This window comes from Neobacillus notoginsengisoli (genome assembly GCF_003515685.1).
GTDB classification, from domain to species: domain Bacteria; phylum Bacillota; class Bacilli; order Bacillales; family Cytobacillaceae; genus Bacillus_D; species Bacillus_D notoginsengisoli.
This window is the reverse complement of sequence record NZ_QWEG01000004.1, coordinates 68,578-87,413: the sequence shown is the minus strand read 5'-3', so window position 1 is coordinate 87,413 and position 18,836 is coordinate 68,578. Positions and strand designations below refer to the sequence as shown.

Sequence of the window (18,836 nt, the reverse complement as noted above, 5' to 3'; positions counted from 1 at the left end):
AGAGCCGGCATGTGGTGAAAGCCGGTGTCCAGTACCTGACCGAAAATCATCTCTGAGATGCAAAGCTGAAAGAAAGTAAGCTTTGACGGGTTTCCGCCGTTACAAGGAAGACGTATGATTGTACGTTACTGAGTGCCGCATGCCTTTTTGGCGATTGCGGAATGTGGGTGGTATCACGGGTTATTAACTCGTCCCTGTTTTTAACAGGGGCGAGTTTTTTATTTTACTATAGTAAAAATTCACAAATATATTCGAGAAATGTCCGGGTTGGCCGCTTGCGCATTCTCATGAAAGGGAGAGTTAAAATGAAAAAGTTTGACACACTGTTCATCGGGTTCATGTTATTTTCAATGTTTTTCGGAGCTGGCAATTTAATTTTCCCTCCAATTCTTGGCGCTTTGTCCGGGACATCTTACTGGATGGCGATGGCAGGATTTATCCTGACTGCTGTTGGTCTTCCATTCGCAGTCCTTCTGGCTGTTTCCCTCGCCAAGGGCGGGGCGGAAGCTCTAGCGAACCGGGTTCATCCAACGTTTAGCACGATCTTCATGGTTGTTGTTTATTTATCAATCGGGCCATTCCTGGCAATCCCGCGGAATGCCACCGTTGCTTTTGAAATGGGCGTCCTCCCGTTCGCCCCGGAATCTTTAAGTAAAACTATGACATTATTCGTTTTCTCAGCTATTTTCTTTGGAATCGTCTATTTGACCGCTCTCAATCGGGATAAGATGGAAAAATATATGGGACGCTTGATCACGCCGGTTTTGCTTATCGCCATTGTCGCCTTGTGTACGGCAGGTTTCACAAAATTAAATGGCCCGTTTCCGGCTCCGTCCGGCGGCTATGAAGCGGGAGCCTTCTTCAAAGGCTTTCTAGAAGGCTATAATACAATGGATGCCTTGGCCGCACTTGCTTTCGGAATTGTGATCCTAACTGCTATTAAAAAGCGCGGGGTAAGCGATGATAAACAGCTCACTCGTTACACAATGAAAGCCGCTGTTATCGCAGGGACACTTCTCACTCTGGTCTATTTGTCGGTTGCGTTTGTTGGCGGAAAAATCGCTGTTGGCAGCTCATTTGAATCTGGAACCGAGCTCCTGACAACTGCTTCGGCACTCCTTCTAGGCAAATACGGCCCTATGCTGCTCGGACTTATTTTTACACTCGCTTGCTTTACAACGGTTGTCGGCCTTACAGCTGCCTGCGGCCAATATTTCTCGAACCTTTTTCCAAAGTTGAGCTATAAAGCAGTCGTAGCCGGCGTTGCCTTCATTGGTTTTACTCTTTCAAATATGGGCTTGGCGCAAATTCTAAAGGTTTCTGTTCCGTTCCTGGTTACCGCTTATCCGCTGACAATCGTCTTGATTACATTAAGCTTTTTCCACCGCTTTTATAAGAATCCGCGCATGGTCTACGGAACATCGATGCTATTCACAGGAGTCTTCGCGGCGATCGGCGGTTTAAGCACATTCGGGTTCAAACTCGGACCCGTCCTCGCTCTTCGGAATGCTCTCCCATTCGCTTCAGCCGGGATGGATTGGGTCCTTCCCGCTATCGTGGGCGCGCTGCTTGGCTTAATGATGAGCGGCAGCAAAGGGGAAAAATCAATCAAACAAACTGAATTAAAAGCGTCTTAAGGAAAAGGCTGTCTTAAAGTCAAATATTGATTATAAACAGGTTGATTGAAACGGAGGGCACCGACTCCGGCGGGATGCAGCGGCAAGGTGGAGACCCCGCAGGCGCAAGCGCCGAGGAGGCTCCACTGACGCCCCGCGGAAAGCGTGTGCCCGGAGTGGAGATCAACAAACAATTTTCACAAAGAAAATGAGAAAAGCCATCCGCTGGTTAACAACCGGGATGGCTTTCTTATTTATTGGGCACATTCATGATCTGAACTTCTCCGCAAAAGCCTGAATGGCCTCCCGATCAATGGCTTCCTTGTCTTCTTTTAACCTTAGGATAGATTTAACAATACTCTTTTCAAGAAGATTAAGCGATTGGAAATGGATTTGGAAACCAAGAATATCTTTCGCTACCGCATGTTCTCTTAACTTTTCCGGAAAGGATTCCCTAAGTTCCTTCTCCCGCTCGTTTTGATCAGGGTGGGCTCCGCAAATGAATAAGCCTAGTCGCTTTTTTAGCAGTTCTTCCTGATGTCTTGCCATAAAGATTGAGAGTGCCTTTTGTATTTTGCCAAAATAAATAGAACCCCCGAGGATGATTGTATCAAACTGATCTAAGGGCGGAATATTGCCTCGGGAAACCCGGGCCGTCCTCGTTTCACCTTCCAGCATATCAGCAAGCAAAGCCCCGGCATGCTCGACAGCCCCATGCTTCGTTTCAAAAAGAATCAAATTCCTCATACCGTTCCCTCCGTTTCATTTACATTTCTCAGCACAAGATAGAGGCAATACATGAATAGGAGTATGAAAGCAGCAAAAAGGGCTATCTCTGCAAAACTTGACTGAACCCCTGCGGCAATCATCCTGATGGCCATCGCCGTAATCGCTGTAAGCAGCGTGATTCCTTTAATAATCAGGACAGGCCCGAGTAAATAACCGGCCGGCTTCCGCTTAATGAGCATGATTCCCGCAAAAATTCCTGCAGGAAGCACAAAACCGAGGTCGAGCGCCTGAATGACTAGCGTTGTATAATGATCCAGCCCAAATGGAACAGTGTGATTGAACGAGGCGGGTAAAATTCTTCCTAACCACATCAGGCCAACCGCAACCCCTAAGAAAATGAGCACTCCCCCTAGAAAGCGGACTGGCATTCGGGGGTTGAAGCTCGAGGCCAATGTTTCCATATTAAAAGAAAGAAGCACGAGGGCGAATGCGAAAAAGCTAAAGGACATGAGTGCAACGTAGATAAGAAAGAATGTGTTATAGGAGGATAAAAACGAGTAAGATGTATACGTATAAAGGAAGTAACCGAGTGTGCCGGCTAAAAGCAGCCTTCCTTTTAATAAGCCTTTTCCGTACATAAATAGCGATAGCAAAAGAAGAGGAATGCCTATTGCCAGCGTGACGATGTCTTGTGCGATTTCCTGCTCAGCACCAGAAACCGAATCATCTTGATACAATCCTTTCCCATAGAGTTGGACTTCTGTACCATTAAGGGTTTTGAATGGATGCGGTCCTGGCCCACCGCCCGAAAAAATGCCCCAGGAAGCAGCAATTGCGGCTAATATCATAATTGATATTGTCAATCCGGTCACTACTTTTTGGGATTTCATCATCCTGCGCCTCTTTCCCTTAAAATTTATATTCCTGTCACCCCTATTCTATCTGAATTGTCAATCAATTTCCGCGAAGAAAATCCACAACTTTGTGAAGCTTTTTGCCATAAAAAAACCTGTCCCAAAGCCGTATGAAAACTGGCCTTAAAACAGGCATTTCCTGATAGACATTATTTCATCTTCAACTTGTAGCCAATAAACAGGATCGCAAACCAAATTGGAGCGACGATGTAAGCCACCGCCATTCCCTCAATAAAAGCCATGGCAACGACAACAACAGCAAGCGCGGCCAAGGCGAAGTATGAAGAAAACGGATAAAGCGGCATCCTGAACGCCCCGCCTCCAGGATTGGCTTTTCTGAACTTTATATGAGTGATAATGATTATGCTCCAACTGGTTACCGCCGCTACCGTTGCAATCGCGGTAATATAGTAAAACACCTTCTCCGGAACAAGATAATTCAGGAGAACCGCCACCAGCAAAATGGCCGCCGAAAACAGAATCCCTCGGGACGGAACACCGAATTTACTCAATTTACGGAAATATGCCGGCCCGTTCCCCTGTTCAGACAGGCTGTAAAGCATCCTGCCCGTCCCATACATGCCGCTGTTGAACGCCGACAGAGCAGCTGTTATCACAACAAAGTTGATGATTCCTGCGGCAGCCGGCAGGCCAATTTTGTCAAATATTAGCACAAACGGGCTTCCCGAAGTCCCAATTTTATCCCAAGGATATAAAACCATAATAATGCCGAGCGCACCGATATAAAAAATCAAAATACGCCAAATCACATTGTTAATCGCAGTTGGAATCGTTCTTTTCGGGTTTTCCGCTTCTCCAGCTGTAAGACCGATCATCTCAATCCCGCCGAACGAAAACATGACCATCACAAGCGACAGAACAATGCCTAAAGCCCCGTTTGGCATAAATCCTCCGTTTGCCCAAAGATTATCAAAGCCAATCGGTACGCCGCCGTTCCCAATCCCAAACAGGATGATGCCAAGCCCAGCAAGAATCATACCGATGATCGCCACTACTTTAATCATGGCAAACCAAAATTCGAACTCTCCATATGCTTTTACGTGAATCAGGTTAATTGCCGTAAACACAACGAGTGCACAAAGTGCCGATACCCATTGCGGCACACCGGGAAACCAGTATTTTATATATACGCCGAATACCGTAATCTCGACCATCCCGACCACAATCCAGTTAAACCAATACGTCCAGCCTGTTACATATCCGGCAAAATGGCCAAGATACTTATTCGCATAGGCACTGAAGGACCCAGATACAGGATCTTCGACCGCCATTTCCCCTAGCGCCCGCATAATCATAAAGATAACAGCGCCGCCAATCAGGTAGGATAGCAAAATGGCCGGCCCAGCCAACTGAATGGTCGCACTCGAACCATAAAATAAGCCGACACCGATTGTGCCACCAAGGGCAATCAGCTGGATGTGCCTGTTGCTTAAGCCTCTCTTTAAATGTTCCTCATTTTTTGTTTCCATACTCCGCTTGCACCTCTTTACTTCCGATTACCTTTTTAACAAATGCATGTTTTCTTCTTTACCCCAATTTTATCCCTTGCTTCTACTTTTTTGATATAATCTGCGGCAAGCGGAACCTTGCAGGCTGTATTGCCGACATCGACATGAACCTTGCCAATTGCTTTAGCCACTTTCATTGCTTCATCATAGAAAGGCTTCACAAACGATCCTGTGCAAATAACAAAGTCATTCATGACATATCGGACCCTGTTTCTTTCCTGATGGATGGACTTTTCAATCCTTTGCAAAAGTCGCTTTAGTTCATCAAGATCGAGTTTTTCATCCGGGGTGATTGAAAGATAATTTGAATAGGTGCTCCAGCCGCAGACAGCGATATACTCTTTATCAGACTCAAGCCACTCCCGCGCAAGTTCCAGGGCATACTTGCTTTCGGCCGCCACTTTTGCAACCGTATACTCAGCCGGCATATACCACTTTGCTTTTTCAACCCACTTCTGCAGTCTTTCCTTCTCCATCAGCTTTGGATTTACCGATAGCCCTGCAAGGTACATGGCATCGGAATTTCCTGTATCATAAAGCGCCAACCCGAGCTCCTGGTCCTTTTTAACATACTTGACAAGCTTTTTCATATCACCGACTTTTACACCGAAAAGCGGTTCCGGTGCCCCGTGGCGCAAAAAAGTCTTCTTCGTTTGCTCCGTCCCCATCCCGGACAATTTTTCCATCACTTCTTCCAATGTCATCATTCTCGCCCACTCCCCATTTTTCTCCTGTTAATTCCCCATTATATCATCACATGGTGCAAGATAAACAGAACAGGCAAGGCTTTCCAGAATGTAGGGTTTCGGCAGCTAATTTCCACTTATATTTTGCCTAACTGGTTGAAAAATAAGGTCGTACCACTATATTTGCAAGAGGAGGATGGTAACTTGATTAAAAAATCTTTCGCCATTATGGCGGCAAGTGTTCTTGCCCTCGGACTTGCGGCCTGTAATAACAATGCCAATAACGATAACGCTACGGACCATCGAACCGGGGCGTATAATGTCCGTGATAACGGAGACAGAAACAATGATCTTTTTGGCATGGATCATGAAGGTCCATTGACAGAAGAATGGAATCCTGGCCATAACGATGACCGAAACGATAGGTTTGGTACATTAGGCGATAACAACCGCCGCGGCAAGGATAGAAATGGCCGCTTCAATAGGGACAATATTTCAAGTCTCGAGACTGACATGGACAGTAAGAATTATCCAAAAACAACGGCTATCCTTGTACAGCCGGCCGAATACCAATTTGTCAGGATTGATCCCCGCACTGGACAAATTCAGCAGATGCCTGGACAGGGACAGGGTCAGGGACAGTTCCAGCAGATTCCAGGACAAGGACAAAACTGGCTGATTTCCATGCCGCCAAATACTGGAGCACAGCCTCCAGTCATGCAGCCTGGACAAGGCGCGCCTAACCAGGGTCAGGGTGGCCAGGTTCAAGTTCCACAGCAAGGGCAGCAACAGCAAGCACCCGCACAGAAACAAGGCCAACGGCAGGGGCAAGCGCCCACACAGCAGCAGCAAAAGCCGACTGCTGGCATTGACAAGTTCGAACAGCAGGTCATTGATTTAACGAACGTACAGCGCCAGCAAAACGGTTTGCCGCCACTGAAAGCCGATACAAAATTAAGCGGAGTGGCTGAAAAAAAATCGATTGATATGCAGCAGAAAAACTACTTCTCACACACAAGCCCGACATACGGATCGCCATTTGATATGATGCGCGACTTCGGCGTTACCTACAGGAGCGCAGGAGAAAACATTGCCATGGGCCAACGCACTCCACAGGAAGTCGTCCAAGCCTGGATGAACTCCGAAGGACACCGCCAGAACATTCTCAACCGTGACTTCACCCACATCGGCGTCGGATTCGAACAAGGCGGCTATTACTGGACCCAAATGTTCATCAGCAAATAATGGAACAAACAAACCGGGTTTCTAAATATGGAACCCGGTTTTCCATGCCAAATAACGGCAAAATGTAGTATCCTTAAACCAACAAGGAGGGGTTATTATGTGGATGCTATTTTTTGTCGTACTTGGGACTGCAGTGCTGTTTTTGCTGCTCGGCTGGGGTGTCCGAAAAGGCGCCTACTGGCTCATTTCAGGCTATGCCAATCGTTCAAAGGAAGAACAGGAACAGCTGCTTAAAGCGGGATACCCCCAAAAAATTGGTTCCTTGCTCATTGCGACTGCGGTTGGAATGATTGTTTTGCTTCCGTTATTATTTACTTCCTTTACTTATAAAGTTGAGCTCATTTTCGGCTTCATGATCGTTTTTTTGCTAGGAGGAATCATTTATCTCTCCCGATATGAAATTCCCCAAAAACGGAAGAGAAGCTATGTCATCAGCATCGGGATTGCAATAGTTACCTTCAGCTTTCTAGCTGTGCTGATGTTCTTTGGTTACGAGAAAACCGAGCTGATTTTACGGAAAGACAGCTTTGAAATTACCGGAATGTACGGAAAAGAAATTCCCTACGAAGATATTCGATCAGTCGAGCTGATTGACGAATTACCCGAGGTGACGTTCCGAGTCAATGGGTTTGCGATGAGCGATATTGCCAAAGGAAAATTTAAAGTGACCGGCCATGGGACCAGCCTGTTGTTTATTCAAAAAGCGAAGCCTCCCTATCTTCTCATTGAAACGGATGATGGTGATATTTTCATTAACAGCCAACATCCAAATCAAACCCAGGCGTGGGAAAGAAAACTGATTGAGCGGATCGAATAGGTTCTGATTACATACTTAGGAGGCTCATTATGGCGACTTTTGGCTTTATCCGGCATGGCAGTACAGCATGGAATAAGGAAAGACGGGCACAAGGCAGTTCCAACATCCCCCTTGACCAGGATGGGATCAACGAAGCGAGACTGGTCGCCGAAAGGCTATCTGGCGAAAGTTGGGACGTGATTTACGCGAGCCCCCAGCTCCGAGCAAAGCAGACTGCGGAAATCATCGCTATCACGCTCGGAGTCGATGAGATACATTTCGACCCCCGACTACGTGAGATTAACGGCGGGCAAATTGAAGGCACGACTGAATCTGAGCGAATCGTGAGATGGGGCAACAACTGGCGGGAACTCGACCTTGGCATCGAGCAGCATGAAAGCGTCGTTGAACGGGGACTCGCTGCCGTCCGGGATATAAGTGATGCTAATCCTGACAAAAATATCCTCATCGTCAGCCACGGCGTGTTTATTCGCAAAATTATTTCCGAACTCGCGCCGGCTTTGAGTGAAGAGGCAGCGTTGTTGAACACTGCGGTAACCGTGTTAGAAGAGAACGGCGAAGTGTGGGAGTGCAGTTTGTATAATTGCACGAAGCATTTGAGGAAGTAATTCTATCAAGTACAGAGATATTTATTTGTAAAAAGGATTTTTGCGTGACAACCAGGTTGAATTTTTGCTGGCTGTTGTCACTCATTCGGGGGTTGCGTGACAACCAGATCGGACTTTTGCGGATTGTTGTCACTCATCTGGACTTTGAGTGACAACCAGATTGGATTTTTGCTGACTGTTGTCACTCATCTGGACTTTGAGTGACAACCAGATCGGATTTTTGCGGATTGTTGTCACTCATCTGGACTTTGAGTGACAACAATACCGGATTTTTGCAGATTGTTGTCACTCATACGGGGTTTGCGTGACAACCAGATCGAACTTTTACGGATTGTTGTCACTCATACGGGATTCGAGTGACAACCCAGCTGGATTTTTGCGGATTGATGTCACTCATCTTGACTTTGAGTGACAACCAGACCGGACTTTTACTGATTGTTGTCACTCATACGGGGTTTGCGTGACAACAAGACCGGATTTTCGCGGATTATTGTCACTCATCTAGACTTTAAGGGACTACAAGACTAAAAGGGCAAAACCCGCACCCGGATTTTGCCCTAAAATTTTTATTTAATCCTTACTTTTTCCTGTGACTCGATCCAAGACGGGTAGAAAGCCAATTCAAGTGTCAACGGGTTTTTGTACACATTCTTTCCGGGCGGCAGACTGATTCCATGCTCTGTATACCCATTGCCATATGTGGTAAACGACTGACCAGAGCTTGCGCTATCATGTCTTTCAAGATCTTTTCCTTCCGCATCCTTAATACTTGAAAATGGAAAGTAATGAACCTTTCCTTTCATTCTCATCAACAAGCTGCCATCCTCCACCTTCACGCCATAAAATTTTCCTGGCTGAGGCTGTTTAATAATCGTTTCCTTTTCCGTGTCGACAATCATATAAGCATCACTTTTATCAACGGCCTGTATTTTGCCAGGAATGAGATAAAGCTTTTTCGGTTCCCTAAAGTAATTGCTCTGCACATAAAGAATTCGTTTGTCGTCGGCTGGGCCACCGCTGGCCGTTATCCCATTTGAAATTTTATTCCATGTCTCGCCACGCTCATCCACAAGCCGGATTTGGTCAAAATTTAAAATCCTTTTCGTATTGGCGGGATCCATTTTGACATGAATGGCCACCCTGAGCGGATAAATCTCCACCTTTTCAAAGGTAACCTTCTGGCCTTCTATGGCAACAGTTTTGTTTATAACATATTCCTTTTTCGCGGAAATTTCTTTATTCAGCTTAAAATCAACCTCATGCTCTGTTCCTTCAATTTTTACCTTTAAATGAAACGCCCTAGCTTCTAACTGTTCCTGAAAAGAGAAATCGAGCGTACCGGTAAACGACTTTTCCCCTTTTGCAGAATAATGCGGCATACCATGGCTGGCACTTTCCAACACGAATCTCTTTCCATCCGTATTTTTAAATTTCACATCCTCAAGGCCAATTTCCTGCCGTTCTGTCACCGTATCAATGGTATAAAACAACAGCAGCCCCGTTTCATCTGCAATCGCCCTCGTAACAGTAAACGTAACCCCATCCTTCGTGCTCGATGCGCCAATTTCCTGGTCATATTCCGATTCGAGCGCGGCAATGATGCCTTTGTCTCCCTGAATCCAGTCAACAACCTTCGCAAAGCCTGGCAGTTCGGATACATATCCCGCGAAAGCCGGCGAAAGCCTGATCGAAGTAAAAAAGCCTATGACCATGACAGCGGCAGCTGCCACTGAAAATAAACTTCTTTTCCACCTTTGAGTCCGCTTTTTCTCAAGAATGCCCTTTTCAAAACCTGCCAAAATCGCAGAATCCAGTAATTCTTCCGGGACAGGAAGGCCATCGACAAACCGTTTGTAATCTGCTAGCTTTTCTTCTTCCGGACTATACACGGTACCCTCCTCCATTCTCACCAAGTTTTTCCCGCAACGCCTTTAACGCTCTGTTCAGCCAAGTTTTAATCGTTCCTTCAGGATGGTTGAGCGCCGTCGCAATCTCACTAATTTTCAAGTCCTGGAAATATTTCATCGCCAATATTTCGCGCGATCGGTCATCCAGCCCCTTCATCGCATCCCGAATTTCCAGCCCGTCGTGGTTCTCGATCCGGCCTTCCGAATAAAGGATTACTTCATCAAACACAACCCTTTTCCTCTTTTTCAAAACGTCATTGCAATAGTTGATCATAATCCGGATGAGCCAAGTCTTGACGTACGAAGCCTCCCTGACAGAACGGATCCCTTTATAGGCGCGGAACGTCACTTCCTGCACCGCTTCAAGCGCATCTCCCTCATTCCTTAAAAACGCGAGCGCTGTTTTATATAAATCAATCTTGTAAGCTTTCATCATTTCAAGGAAAGCCTCGTCATCCCCCTTAATCGCTGCTTTCACCATTCGCACCCTGCTATCCACCTGTCCGCCCCCTTTCTACACATTAGACATCCAGTCGGCTAAAAAGTTTTAAGAAATTTCATTTTGCAAAAGAAAAAAGAGCCGGTCAGGCCCCTTGCTGGCAAAACTCAATTTGGAAAGTACTCCATCGGCTCTATGCAGCGGGCATATCCATTGCGCTCATAAAATCGGACGCCATCCTCACTCAGCCAAACGATAATAAATTCGTACTTATTTTCTTTCACCCAGTCATTGACCACGGAAATCAGTTTACTTCCAATCCCTTTGCCTCTATATTCCTTCACTGTATACACATTTGTCATATATGCAAAAGGTGCGGTCACCCTTCCAGGCCGCGGCACTTTCTGGATGAGTTCAATATAAATATGTGAAACAAGCTGCTCTCCTTCCTCCGCGACCCAGATAAACCATTGGCCGCTGCTGATTGCCTGTTCGAGAAAATTTTTGCACTCCATAGTAAAAGAATGATAATCACTCTTTTCCTGTGCGGACGGGTAATCCTCCAGCGTAAAATCCCATCTCATTTTGATTAACTGTTCAATATCCTTCGTTTCAGCAAGCCTGATTTGCAAACCGCTTCCTCCTCAAATACCTCTCTTTCATTACTAATTCATTTTTTGCCGGTAAATTCCTTCTTCTCATTTGATGTCAATCTCAAATAATGGTAATCTTGAATAATCCTGATTAAGAGGGAGTTGGGGATTTTGGCAAAAATAACACTCGCAGAAGCGGTTAAACTGAAAAGTATCTTAAATAAACGGGTTCATGAGATTGAAGAGGAAATGGACCGGGTTGCGTTCGTTGAAATGGAGAAAGGCGGGAAAAAGCCAAAGCTCCCCCGCACGCTGAAGGAAGTAGAGCTTGACCTTGATGCTATCCGTAAAGACATGCGGATTTTGGACAGATTGGTCTATGCGGCCAATATCGAAAACACTGTTATCTTCAATGATGAAGAGCTTCCGATCGTGGAAGCAATCGAGCTTGCGACCCAGCTCCGGGCAAAAGCGCGAAAGTATAAAGAGTACGGCGCAGCCCAGAAGGAAGAGTTTCCTTATACATATGGCGAGAACATTTCTATCGTGAAGGTAGCGCTCTTCGAACCTGAGGAATACCGCGTCAAAGGGCTGGAAGCGGAGCGTCATGCCAACAAACTTTCCAACCTGATAAATGCGAAAAACTATTCGATCGAACTGGATTTCGACGCTGATAATTATTTCTAACCTTGAAGGGGTGAGACTCCCCTTCAAGGCGCGGAAGGAGCGCCCCAGATACAATTGGTATTTTGTGATGGCAAAAGGCAAACCGATGACCGATTCCCTATCACACTGTCACTCTTGACCGATGACCAACTATGGCAATGGCGGCTGATGGCTAAATTTTAGTTCATTTTTGCTCCTTCCGTGAATCCCTCTTCCTTTTGGAAGGGGGATTTTTTTTGTCCTTTTCTGGACGCGCTTGCCACGTGCTTTAGTGACCAAAGCGGCGGCTAACCGATGCTGTTCGTACACTAAAGCTTCCTTTATTAATCGAAGGCTCTGCTGCCAGTAGCTGTTCAATGAATAAGTCCGCCTTTATTAATCGAAGGCTGTTCTGAAAGTAGCTGTCCGGGCACTAAACCTTCCTTTAGTAACCGAAGGAACGGCTGCCAAATCTTTTTTGCTGCCTTAAATAAAAATATACTTTCTTTTACACAAACCTTTCCGCGGGAATGGTCGTCTAATTATTGAACGGGAGGGAAGAGGGTTGAAGGGATATGCGGTTGATGGGCTTATTTTGCAAGAAAGAGAAGAAATGATTGATCAATTAATGACTTTGTACGGGCAGGAAATCCTGCAGCTTGTTTTTTCCTATGTGAAGAACAAGGCCGTCGCAGAGGATTTAACCCAGGAGATTTTCATTAAATGTTATAAGTCTCTTCATACATATAAAGGGCGGGCTTCGTTGAGGACTTGGCTGTGGAGAATCGCCATTAATACGAGCAAGGATTATCTAAAAAGCTGGTATAACAACAATGTCGTTGTTTCAGAAAATGAACCTTATGCAACACGCTGCAGTACAAATACGGTTGAACATGAAGTCATTAAAAAGGATGAGGATGCCCAGCTGGCAGCGGCGGTGATGAAGCTGCCTGTCATGTACAGGGAAGTTATTTACCTTTTTTACTTTGAAGACTTGATGGTAAAGGAGATTGCTGACTTAATTGGCCTGAACCAAAACACAGTCAAAACCCGGCTGAAGCGGGCAAAGGATCTACTAAAGGAACTACTGGAGGGCTGAATCAATGGAAGATCGATTGAAAAAGCTGCGTACATCAATGAAAAAGAATACTTTCGCGGATCTCGTTTTTACAGAAGATCTTCAAAAAGAAATCAAGAAAAAAGTGAAAACTTCATTTGAGAGTGACGAAGACACCACAATGGCTATCTTGCAGCTTCTTGTTCAGGAACGGACTGGCTTTGGGCTCGTAAAACTGCTAGAAGCTCGTGGCATGAAGCGTTTCGTCGAAAACGAAGGATCCCTTTACACAATCCTCCACCAACTCGAGAAAAACAGGTTGATTTTCCCTAACTGGGAATCCGGAGTGAAATATTACAGACTGGCAGACAAGGGAAAGAAATTTCTCGCAAAAAACGAAAGGCGGGCTGCCTCTAACCGCCTAGGCCTAACCGAGCTACTGGGAGGAAATACAAGTGGGACATGAAAAAAATTCCTTCATTCAAGAAGTCGTTAAACACATAAAGTCCAATGAAGCAAAAAGGCTCGTTAAGGACGAACTCGCCTATCACATTAAATGTTCGACGGAAGAATGGGCGCAAAAAGGAATGTCTGATGAAGATGCCGAGAAACAAGCTGTTAAGCAAATGGGCAGCCCGATTCAGCTCGGCATGCAATTTGACAAGCTCTACCGTCCGCAAGTTGATTGGCTGATGATTATCCTATTGGGGCTTGCCCTGTGCTTTGGTTTTCTGTCACTTATACCAGCCGGTTATATTTCAATCCCACACTATGCCGTCAAAAAAATGCTGACTATCCTCATTGGCGCCGCGGTGGCCCTAGGCTTGATGCTCGTCAATTACCGGATTCTGAAAAAATATGGCTTTGTTTATTTCGGCTTGGGAATATCCATTCTATTGGCTCTCCAATTCTTGGCGAGCAGGTATATTATGGGAATGCCATATCTGGCTATCGGTCCTGTAAGGATTGAAAGTACGATGGCCTTGCCGTTTCTGTTTTTGGCATGGGCATCATTTTTCGAAAATAACCGGATGAGGCTTTGGCAATTAGCCCTATTATTTTTCATCTCCCTCATCATCCTGATTCCGGTCAGTATGCTTCCAACGATTATCTTATATATTGTCATCGTTTTGGCCATGCTTGCCAGGAGACTTTCAAGAACGTTCTCTTTTGCAAAAACGGCCGCGATTTTAACTGCGATGATCACCATCATGTCAACCGGGTATTATATTCAAATGAAAAATTATGTAAAGATGCGTTTTACTGCCTTCCTTTACCCGGAAAGGGACTCCGAAGGGTTCGGTTATCTGTATCTACATCTTCGGAAGGCCTTATCTTCCGCAGGCTGGTTCGGCCAGCGGGAGCATGGGGATTTTCTGCCTGAAGGCCACACTGACATGGCTTTCGTTTCCATCACACACTATGCGGGCTGGCTTTTCGCGGCAATTCTATTGGCCACTCTGCTATTTTTGGCAATCAGGATGGCATTCATCTTAACCATGATTCATGATTCTTTCGGAAAAATGCTCGTGACCGGGGCCGTCGCCCTCTTCTCAGCACAAGTTTTCTATAATATCGGGATGTCAATCGGCCTCCTTCCCCTCACCTCTGTTTCACTGCCGTTTATCAGCTACGGACTCATGCCGACATTGATTAACGCATTCATTGTCGGGCTTGTCTTAAGTGTGTACCGGAGAAAAGATTTGCCTGTCCATAGCGCCGCGCCAGCGAAGCCTTTGCAGTAAACAGTCCTGGAGTTCCACCCCCAGGGCTGTTTTCTTTTGCAAAAAAGAAAAATGCTGAGATATAGTTAAGTTATTCTGTACAGGTTGAGGGGGAGCCAAATTGAATTGGATTGTTTTTTTAATTATTATCATCGTTGCCTATATGCCCATCTTCTATCGTATTAACATTCGGTTGCGCTATTTGGAGGATGAAGTCCGAAGGCTTAGAGAGGAAAACGAAAGAAATTTTTGCGAATAACAGGAAATTCTTTAGCAACTTTCCAGCCGTTCATCCGTCTAATAGATAACAACAAAATCATCCGGGGGGATGGAAGTGGAAAGGCTGTTGAAAGAAGTTGTGATATTTTTGTCTTTGGTGACGGGGATTTATTTGATTCTGACGTTAATCCCGGTTGGACCGCCGACACTCGCCGTGTCTGCGGGTAACCAGCATATGACCGCGGCAAGAGCCTCTTTTTGCTGGGAGGGAATTATTCACTCGAAGTGTGAAGACACTATTTCCCCGCCAGAGCTCGTCAAGCACCACAACCTGAAGCCAATTGTCGTCTCCCCCGGGGAAGAAGTGAAAATTGCTTTCAAAAAAGTCCCGCTTAAAGACTCAGTCGGTATCAGCCGCTGGGTCAGCGACATCGATGCTGAACGAGCCACACTGAACGGCAACATCTTCACAGCACCTGATGAAAAAGGAATTTACGTTTACAGCATTCACGGGAGCTGGGAACGTGGCTCCTCGGGGTACGCGTTTGTGATAGAGGTTAGGTAGTAGGTAGAAATACAATTTAATCGAACGTTTGATTGAATTCATTATAAAGTTCATTTTTCCTCTTCGTACACTAGATAGAGGTAAAATAGAAAACACCTTTCCCTAGCAATGGGGAAAGGTGTTTTTCTTGCTGAAGGCGTCAAGCCTCATCATTTGACATATTCCTCTTTAAAACGCTACCCTGTTCATTACAGCTTACTTTTTGTAACTAGTTTGGAGGTATATACAGCATGATTGTCTCAGAACAAACTCTTTCTTCGGTCATTCAGGAGCGCCGCTCTGTCCGGAAGTATGATCCTTCTTTCAAAATTTCCCGCGATGAAATCATTGATATTTTGCAAGAAGCAACTCTTGCTCCTTCATCCAACAATCTGCAGCCTTGGAAGTTTCTCGTCTTTACAGATGAGGAAGTGAAAAAGGAACTTCGCGGCATTGCCTTTAATCAGGAGCAGGTGGAAACGGCTTCTGCAGTCATCGCCGTCCTCGGTGATGCCGAAATGTATCACAATATTGAGGATGTTTACCGGAGCGCTTATGAAGCAGGTTATATGGAAGAAAAGATAATGGAGCGCATGATTGAAAACACAAGCCGCACCTATCAGAATGCTTCGCATGAGGTTAGGGAACATATCGCTACGTTCGATGCGGGCCTGGTGTCCATGCAGCTCATGCTTATTGCAAAAGCACGCGGATACGACACTGTGCCAATGGGCGGCTACAATAAAGAACTGTTCAAGGAACGATTTGACATTGGTGACCGCTACATTCCCACTATCCTTATTGCACTCGGCAAAGCCGCTGCGCCGGGCCGCCCGACAACACGGTTCCCTGTAGGGGATGTTGTGGAGTTTATTTAATTCTTTAAGGCTTTTTCTTTTGGCAAAAATTCATACATGGTTTCGGACGTGATTGCCAACACTAACTCCAGGACATGAAAACCAGGAGGGACAGGCATGGATAACACCCATGAGTTCGTTGAGAAGATTCACGAAAAGCAAAGAAAAGACAAGCAAAACAAGAAGCGTCAAGGAAAAGGAAACCCGAGCGACCAGCTTCCGAATAAGCAACATTAATACATGAGAAAAAAGGCTGAAAACATCAATGTTTTCAGCCTTTTTATTGTTTAATACTTTTTAAGCGCGTCAATCATGAGCTTCCAGAAACCATCTACATCCAGTTCCAATCCGAACTTGGCGTTCACTTCTCTGCCCGTAACTCCATGAAGATCGACTGAAGTCGTTCCCGCTGTAAACTCGCCTTTCGTTTCGACCGTAATATTTACCTCTTTCATCTTAAATAATTCCGGTGCGACACAATAGGCAACCGTTAACACATCGTGTACAGGCGCTCCATCAAAATCGAACATCTCTTTATAGGTTGAAGCAAAGAAAACAAGTAACTCTCCAACGATTTTAGCAACTTGATTATCAATTTGATTCACTTGATTTATCACGTCTTTTGTTGCCAAGGCCTGGTGTGTGATATCCAGCCCCATCACGGCAATTGGAAGGCCACTATCAAATATTTTTTTTGCCGCTTCCGGGTCTGCCCAAATATTAAATTCAGCCGTAGGTGTCCAGTTCCCAAATGTCCCGCCGCCCATCAGGACAATTTCTTCTATATTATCCTTTATTTCCGGTGCCTTCGCTAAAGCGAGGGCAACATTTGTTAATGGTCCGGTTGGCAAAATGGTAACCGGGTCTTTCGACTCTTTTACAAGTCTAATAATGGTGTCTGCACCATGTTCATCACTCCAGCTGCGGGATGGTTCAGGGAGATCCGGCCCGTCCAATCCGGAATCACCATGAATGCCAGGTGCCGTTTCCCGCACACGAATCAACGGTTCACTTGCTCCCTTAGAAACTATCACATCTTTTAATGAAACCAAATCACATATTTTTAACGCATTATCCGTTGTTTTTTCAATCTCCGCATTTCCTGAAACAGTTGTAATTCCCAGTATCTCCAATTCCGGCCTTGCAGCGGCTAAAATAATTGCAATCGCGTCATCATGGCCAGGATCACAATCCAAGATGATTTTTCTTTTGTTATTCAATCCTTTTCACCTCTAGAAGTTATTACATCACAAGCCCCATCATTGTTCCTGAAATAACAGATGCCAATGTTGCCCCCAACAGCAATTTCATAGAATGTTTTGCTACGAAATTCCCTTGTTTTTCACTAATGGCCTTGATGGAGCCGGCAACGATTCCGACCGTTCCGAAGTTCGCAAAGCTGACCAAATAAACAGATACTATGGCGACTGTTTTATCCGAAAGCTGTTTTGAAATATCGCCGAAATTCAACATTGCCACAAATTCGTTTGTAATGAGTTTCGTGGCCATGATTCCGCCTGCCTGGACGGCTTCTCCCCATGGAATACCCATTAAGAAAGCAATTGGTGCAAAAATATAACCAATAACCGTTTGGAAAGAAATTTGGAATACGCCGAGGAAAACGACATTGATCAATTCCATTAAGGAAATAAACCCTAAAAGCATAGCTGCTACGATAATGACGAGTTTAAACCCATCCATTACACTTTCGCCAATCATTTGGAAGAATGGAAGCTTTTCTTTTTCTTCCACTTGAACTAAATCCTCTTTTTCGTCCAAGTCATATGGGTTGATAATATTTGCAATAATAAGTGCGCTGAAAATATTCAATACGACAGCGGTTACAACGAATTTCGGCTCCAACATTTTCATATAAGAACCTACCATCGCCATACTGATTGCACTCATTGCTGACGTACAAATCGTATAAAGCCTTTGAGGCGATAGAACAGGAATTTGTTTAATGATTGTCAGGAATACTTCTGGCTGCCCAAGTGTTGCCGTAGAAATAGCAAAATAGCTTTCCAGCTTTCCCATGCCAGTGATTTTGCTTAAAATCAACCCTAAATATTTAATAATAAACGGCAGTACTTTTATATAATTTAAAATTCCAATTAAAACGGATATAAAGACGAGCGGTAATAATACTGACATAAAAAATGTGAATGCGCCTTCATTTACCATGCCGCCAAATACAAAGTTGATCCCTGCATCAGCAAGTTTCATTAACTCTTCAAAGAACACGCCCACTTTTGTGATGGCAATCAAACCGATATTGGTGTTCATCATAAAGTAAACTAAAATGACCTGTACAACCAACATGGTTAGAATTCGTTTATATTTAATGTTTTTTCTATCATTACTGACTAGGAAGCCAATAACAAAAATAAATAAAAGTCCTGTCAATAAAAAGATAAAGTTCATGTAAAGCCCACCTTCTATTGTTAGCGTTTTCAGCTAGCTTTTGAAAAAAACAACTTCTATAAAGTTTTTGATTATTTCACTTTATAGAAGTTGAATTGTTTTTTTCTCTTTCTAACTTGGCTGTTGATTTCCACTACGGGCACACGCTTTCCGCGGGGCGTCAGTGGAGCCTCCTCGGCGCACTGCGCCTGTGGGGTCTCCACCTTGCCGCTATATCCCGCCGGAGGCGGTGCCCTTCGCTTCCATCAACGTTTTAAAAAATCAACAGTATTCCTTAATAGAG

General features: G+C 45.0%; 21 protein-coding genes and 1 other annotated feature (1 of these 22 running past the window's edge). Of the genes, 12 read left to right on the top strand and 9 right to left on the bottom strand.

Translation table 11 applies throughout. The annotated features are described in order from the left end of the window. Window positions 1-199 (top strand) — a binding site (T-box leader); it begins 46 nt to the left of the window's first position. Between the two features lie 106 nt (window positions 200-305). Continuing rightward, window positions 306-1,637, top strand: a complete 1,332-nt coding sequence (gene brnQ / locus D1B31_RS07090) for a branched-chain amino acid transport system II carrier protein (protein ID WP_118920067.1) — start codon at window positions 306-308, stop codon at window positions 1,635-1,637. 246 nt (window positions 1,638-1,883) lie between these two features. Here brnQ and D1B31_RS07085 read toward each other — a convergent pair whose 3' ends face one another. From D1B31_RS07085 to D1B31_RS07070, 4 genes are all read right to left on the bottom strand, one after another. Beyond that, window positions 1,884-2,363: a flavodoxin domain-containing protein gene (locus tag D1B31_RS07085; protein ID WP_118920066.1), complete on the bottom strand. Its 480-nt coding sequence runs from the start codon at window positions 2,361-2,363 to the stop codon at window positions 1,884-1,886. Beyond that, on the bottom strand, window positions 2,360-3,238 hold the full coding sequence (locus D1B31_RS07080) for a hypothetical protein (RefSeq protein ID WP_204562994.1): 879 nt from the start codon (window positions 3,236-3,238) through the stop codon (window positions 2,360-2,362). The genes D1B31_RS07085 and D1B31_RS07080 overlap by 4 nt, the downstream gene beginning before the upstream one ends. 170 nt (window positions 3,239-3,408) lie before the next feature. Next, entirely contained in the window at window positions 3,409-4,749 is a 1,341-nt protein-coding gene (locus D1B31_RS07075) for an amino acid permease (RefSeq protein ID WP_118920065.1), read from the bottom strand. A 35-nt stretch (window positions 4,750-4,784) separates the two neighbouring features. Next, window positions 4,785-5,492, bottom strand: a complete 708-nt coding sequence (locus D1B31_RS07070) for a DNA alkylation repair protein (RefSeq protein ID WP_118920321.1) — start codon at window positions 5,490-5,492, stop codon at window positions 4,785-4,787. A 495-nt stretch (window positions 5,493-5,987) separates the two neighbouring features. On the opposite strand from D1B31_RS07070, the gene D1B31_RS07065 reads away from it, so the two are divergent. The 3 genes from D1B31_RS07065 (at window position 5,988) to D1B31_RS07055 (ending at window position 8,144) form a co-directional block, all read left to right on the top strand. Then, window positions 5,988-6,719 carry a CAP domain-containing protein gene (locus tag D1B31_RS07065; protein ID WP_118920320.1) on the top strand — a complete coding sequence of 244 codons (732 nt, stop codon included), beginning with the start codon at window positions 5,988-5,990 and terminating at the stop codon, window positions 6,717-6,719. Between the two features lie 97 nt (window positions 6,720-6,816). Continuing rightward, on the top strand, window positions 6,817-7,536 hold the full coding sequence (locus tag D1B31_RS07060; RefSeq protein ID WP_192894747.1) for a DUF3784 domain-containing protein: 720 nt from the start codon (window positions 6,817-6,819) through the stop codon (window positions 7,534-7,536). Window positions 7,537-7,565: 29 nt separating this feature from the next. Continuing rightward, on the top strand, window positions 7,566-8,144 hold the full coding sequence (locus D1B31_RS07055; RefSeq protein WP_118920064.1) for a histidine phosphatase family protein: 579 nt from the start codon (window positions 7,566-7,568) through the stop codon (window positions 8,142-8,144). Between the two features lie 566 nt (window positions 8,145-8,710). Here D1B31_RS07055 and D1B31_RS07050 read toward each other — a convergent pair. The 3 genes from D1B31_RS07050 to D1B31_RS07040 all read right to left on the bottom strand — a co-directional run bounded on the left by D1B31_RS07050 (window position 8,711) and on the right by D1B31_RS07040 (window position 11,122). Further along, a complete protein-coding gene (locus tag D1B31_RS07050; RefSeq protein ID WP_158587487.1) occupies window positions 8,711-10,033 on the bottom strand; it encodes a DUF4179 domain-containing protein in 1,323 nt (440 codons plus the stop codon). After that, complete coding sequence (locus tag D1B31_RS07045) at window positions 10,026-10,550, bottom strand: sigma-70 family RNA polymerase sigma factor (protein WP_240035202.1); 525 nt, start codon at window positions 10,548-10,550, stop codon at window positions 10,026-10,028. Before D1B31_RS07045 ends, D1B31_RS07050 begins: the two co-directional genes overlap by 8 nt. 107 nt (window positions 10,551-10,657) lie before the next feature. Then, a complete protein-coding gene (locus D1B31_RS07040) occupies window positions 10,658-11,122 on the bottom strand; it encodes a GNAT family N-acetyltransferase (RefSeq protein WP_118920062.1) in 465 nt (154 codons plus the stop codon). Between the two features lie 132 nt (window positions 11,123-11,254). Here D1B31_RS07040 and D1B31_RS07035 point away from each other — a divergent pair, with 132 nt between their 5' ends. From D1B31_RS07035 to D1B31_RS07000, 8 genes are all read left to right on the top strand, one after another. Next, entirely contained in the window at window positions 11,255-11,770 is a 516-nt protein-coding gene (locus D1B31_RS07035; RefSeq protein ID WP_118920061.1) for a hypothetical protein, read from the top strand. 523 nt (window positions 11,771-12,293) lie between these two features. Then, the gene (locus D1B31_RS07025; RefSeq protein ID WP_275670705.1) at window positions 12,294-12,827 is read left to right on the top strand and encodes a sigma-70 family RNA polymerase sigma factor; all 534 of its coding nucleotides are present in this window, start codon (window positions 12,294-12,296) and stop codon (window positions 12,825-12,827) included. A 4-nt stretch (window positions 12,828-12,831) separates the two neighbouring features. After that, window positions 12,832-13,251 carry a PadR family transcriptional regulator gene (locus D1B31_RS07020; RefSeq protein ID WP_118920059.1) on the top strand — a complete coding sequence of 140 codons (420 nt, stop codon included), beginning with the start codon at window positions 12,832-12,834 and terminating at the stop codon, window positions 13,249-13,251. After that, a complete protein-coding gene (locus D1B31_RS07015) occupies window positions 13,241-14,530 on the top strand; it encodes an FtsW/RodA/SpoVE family cell cycle protein (RefSeq protein ID WP_118920058.1) in 1,290 nt (429 codons plus the stop codon). Before D1B31_RS07020 ends, D1B31_RS07015 begins: the two co-directional genes overlap by 11 nt. Window positions 14,531-14,630: 100 nt before the next feature. Next, window positions 14,631-14,768, top strand: a complete 138-nt coding sequence (locus D1B31_RS24170) for a hypothetical protein (protein ID WP_158587486.1) — start codon at window positions 14,631-14,633, stop codon at window positions 14,766-14,768. A gap of 108 nt (window positions 14,769-14,876) precedes the next feature. Further along, window positions 14,877-15,293, top strand: a complete 417-nt coding sequence (locus tag D1B31_RS07010) for a hypothetical protein (RefSeq protein ID WP_158587485.1) — start codon at window positions 14,877-14,879, stop codon at window positions 15,291-15,293. Between the two features lie 230 nt (window positions 15,294-15,523). Then, window positions 15,524-16,150: a nitroreductase family protein gene (locus D1B31_RS07005; protein ID WP_118920056.1), complete on the top strand. Its 627-nt coding sequence runs from the start codon at window positions 15,524-15,526 to the stop codon at window positions 16,148-16,150. 96 nt (window positions 16,151-16,246) lie between these two features. Then, complete coding sequence (locus D1B31_RS07000) at window positions 16,247-16,366, top strand: DUF4023 domain-containing protein (RefSeq protein ID WP_118920055.1); 120 nt, start codon at window positions 16,247-16,249, stop codon at window positions 16,364-16,366. A gap of 50 nt (window positions 16,367-16,416) precedes the next feature. Here the strand turns inward: D1B31_RS07000 and D1B31_RS06995 are convergent, their stop codons facing one another. Together D1B31_RS06995 and D1B31_RS06990 are read right to left on the bottom strand one after the other, a co-directional pair. Beyond that, window positions 16,417-17,349, bottom strand: a complete 933-nt coding sequence (locus D1B31_RS06995) for a nucleoside hydrolase (protein ID WP_118920054.1) — start codon at window positions 17,347-17,349, stop codon at window positions 16,417-16,419. A gap of 22 nt (window positions 17,350-17,371) precedes the next feature. Further along, complete coding sequence (locus D1B31_RS06990; RefSeq protein WP_118920053.1) at window positions 17,372-18,553, bottom strand: NupC/NupG family nucleoside CNT transporter; 1,182 nt, start codon at window positions 18,551-18,553, stop codon at window positions 17,372-17,374. Between the last annotated feature and the right edge of the window lie 283 nt (window positions 18,554-18,836).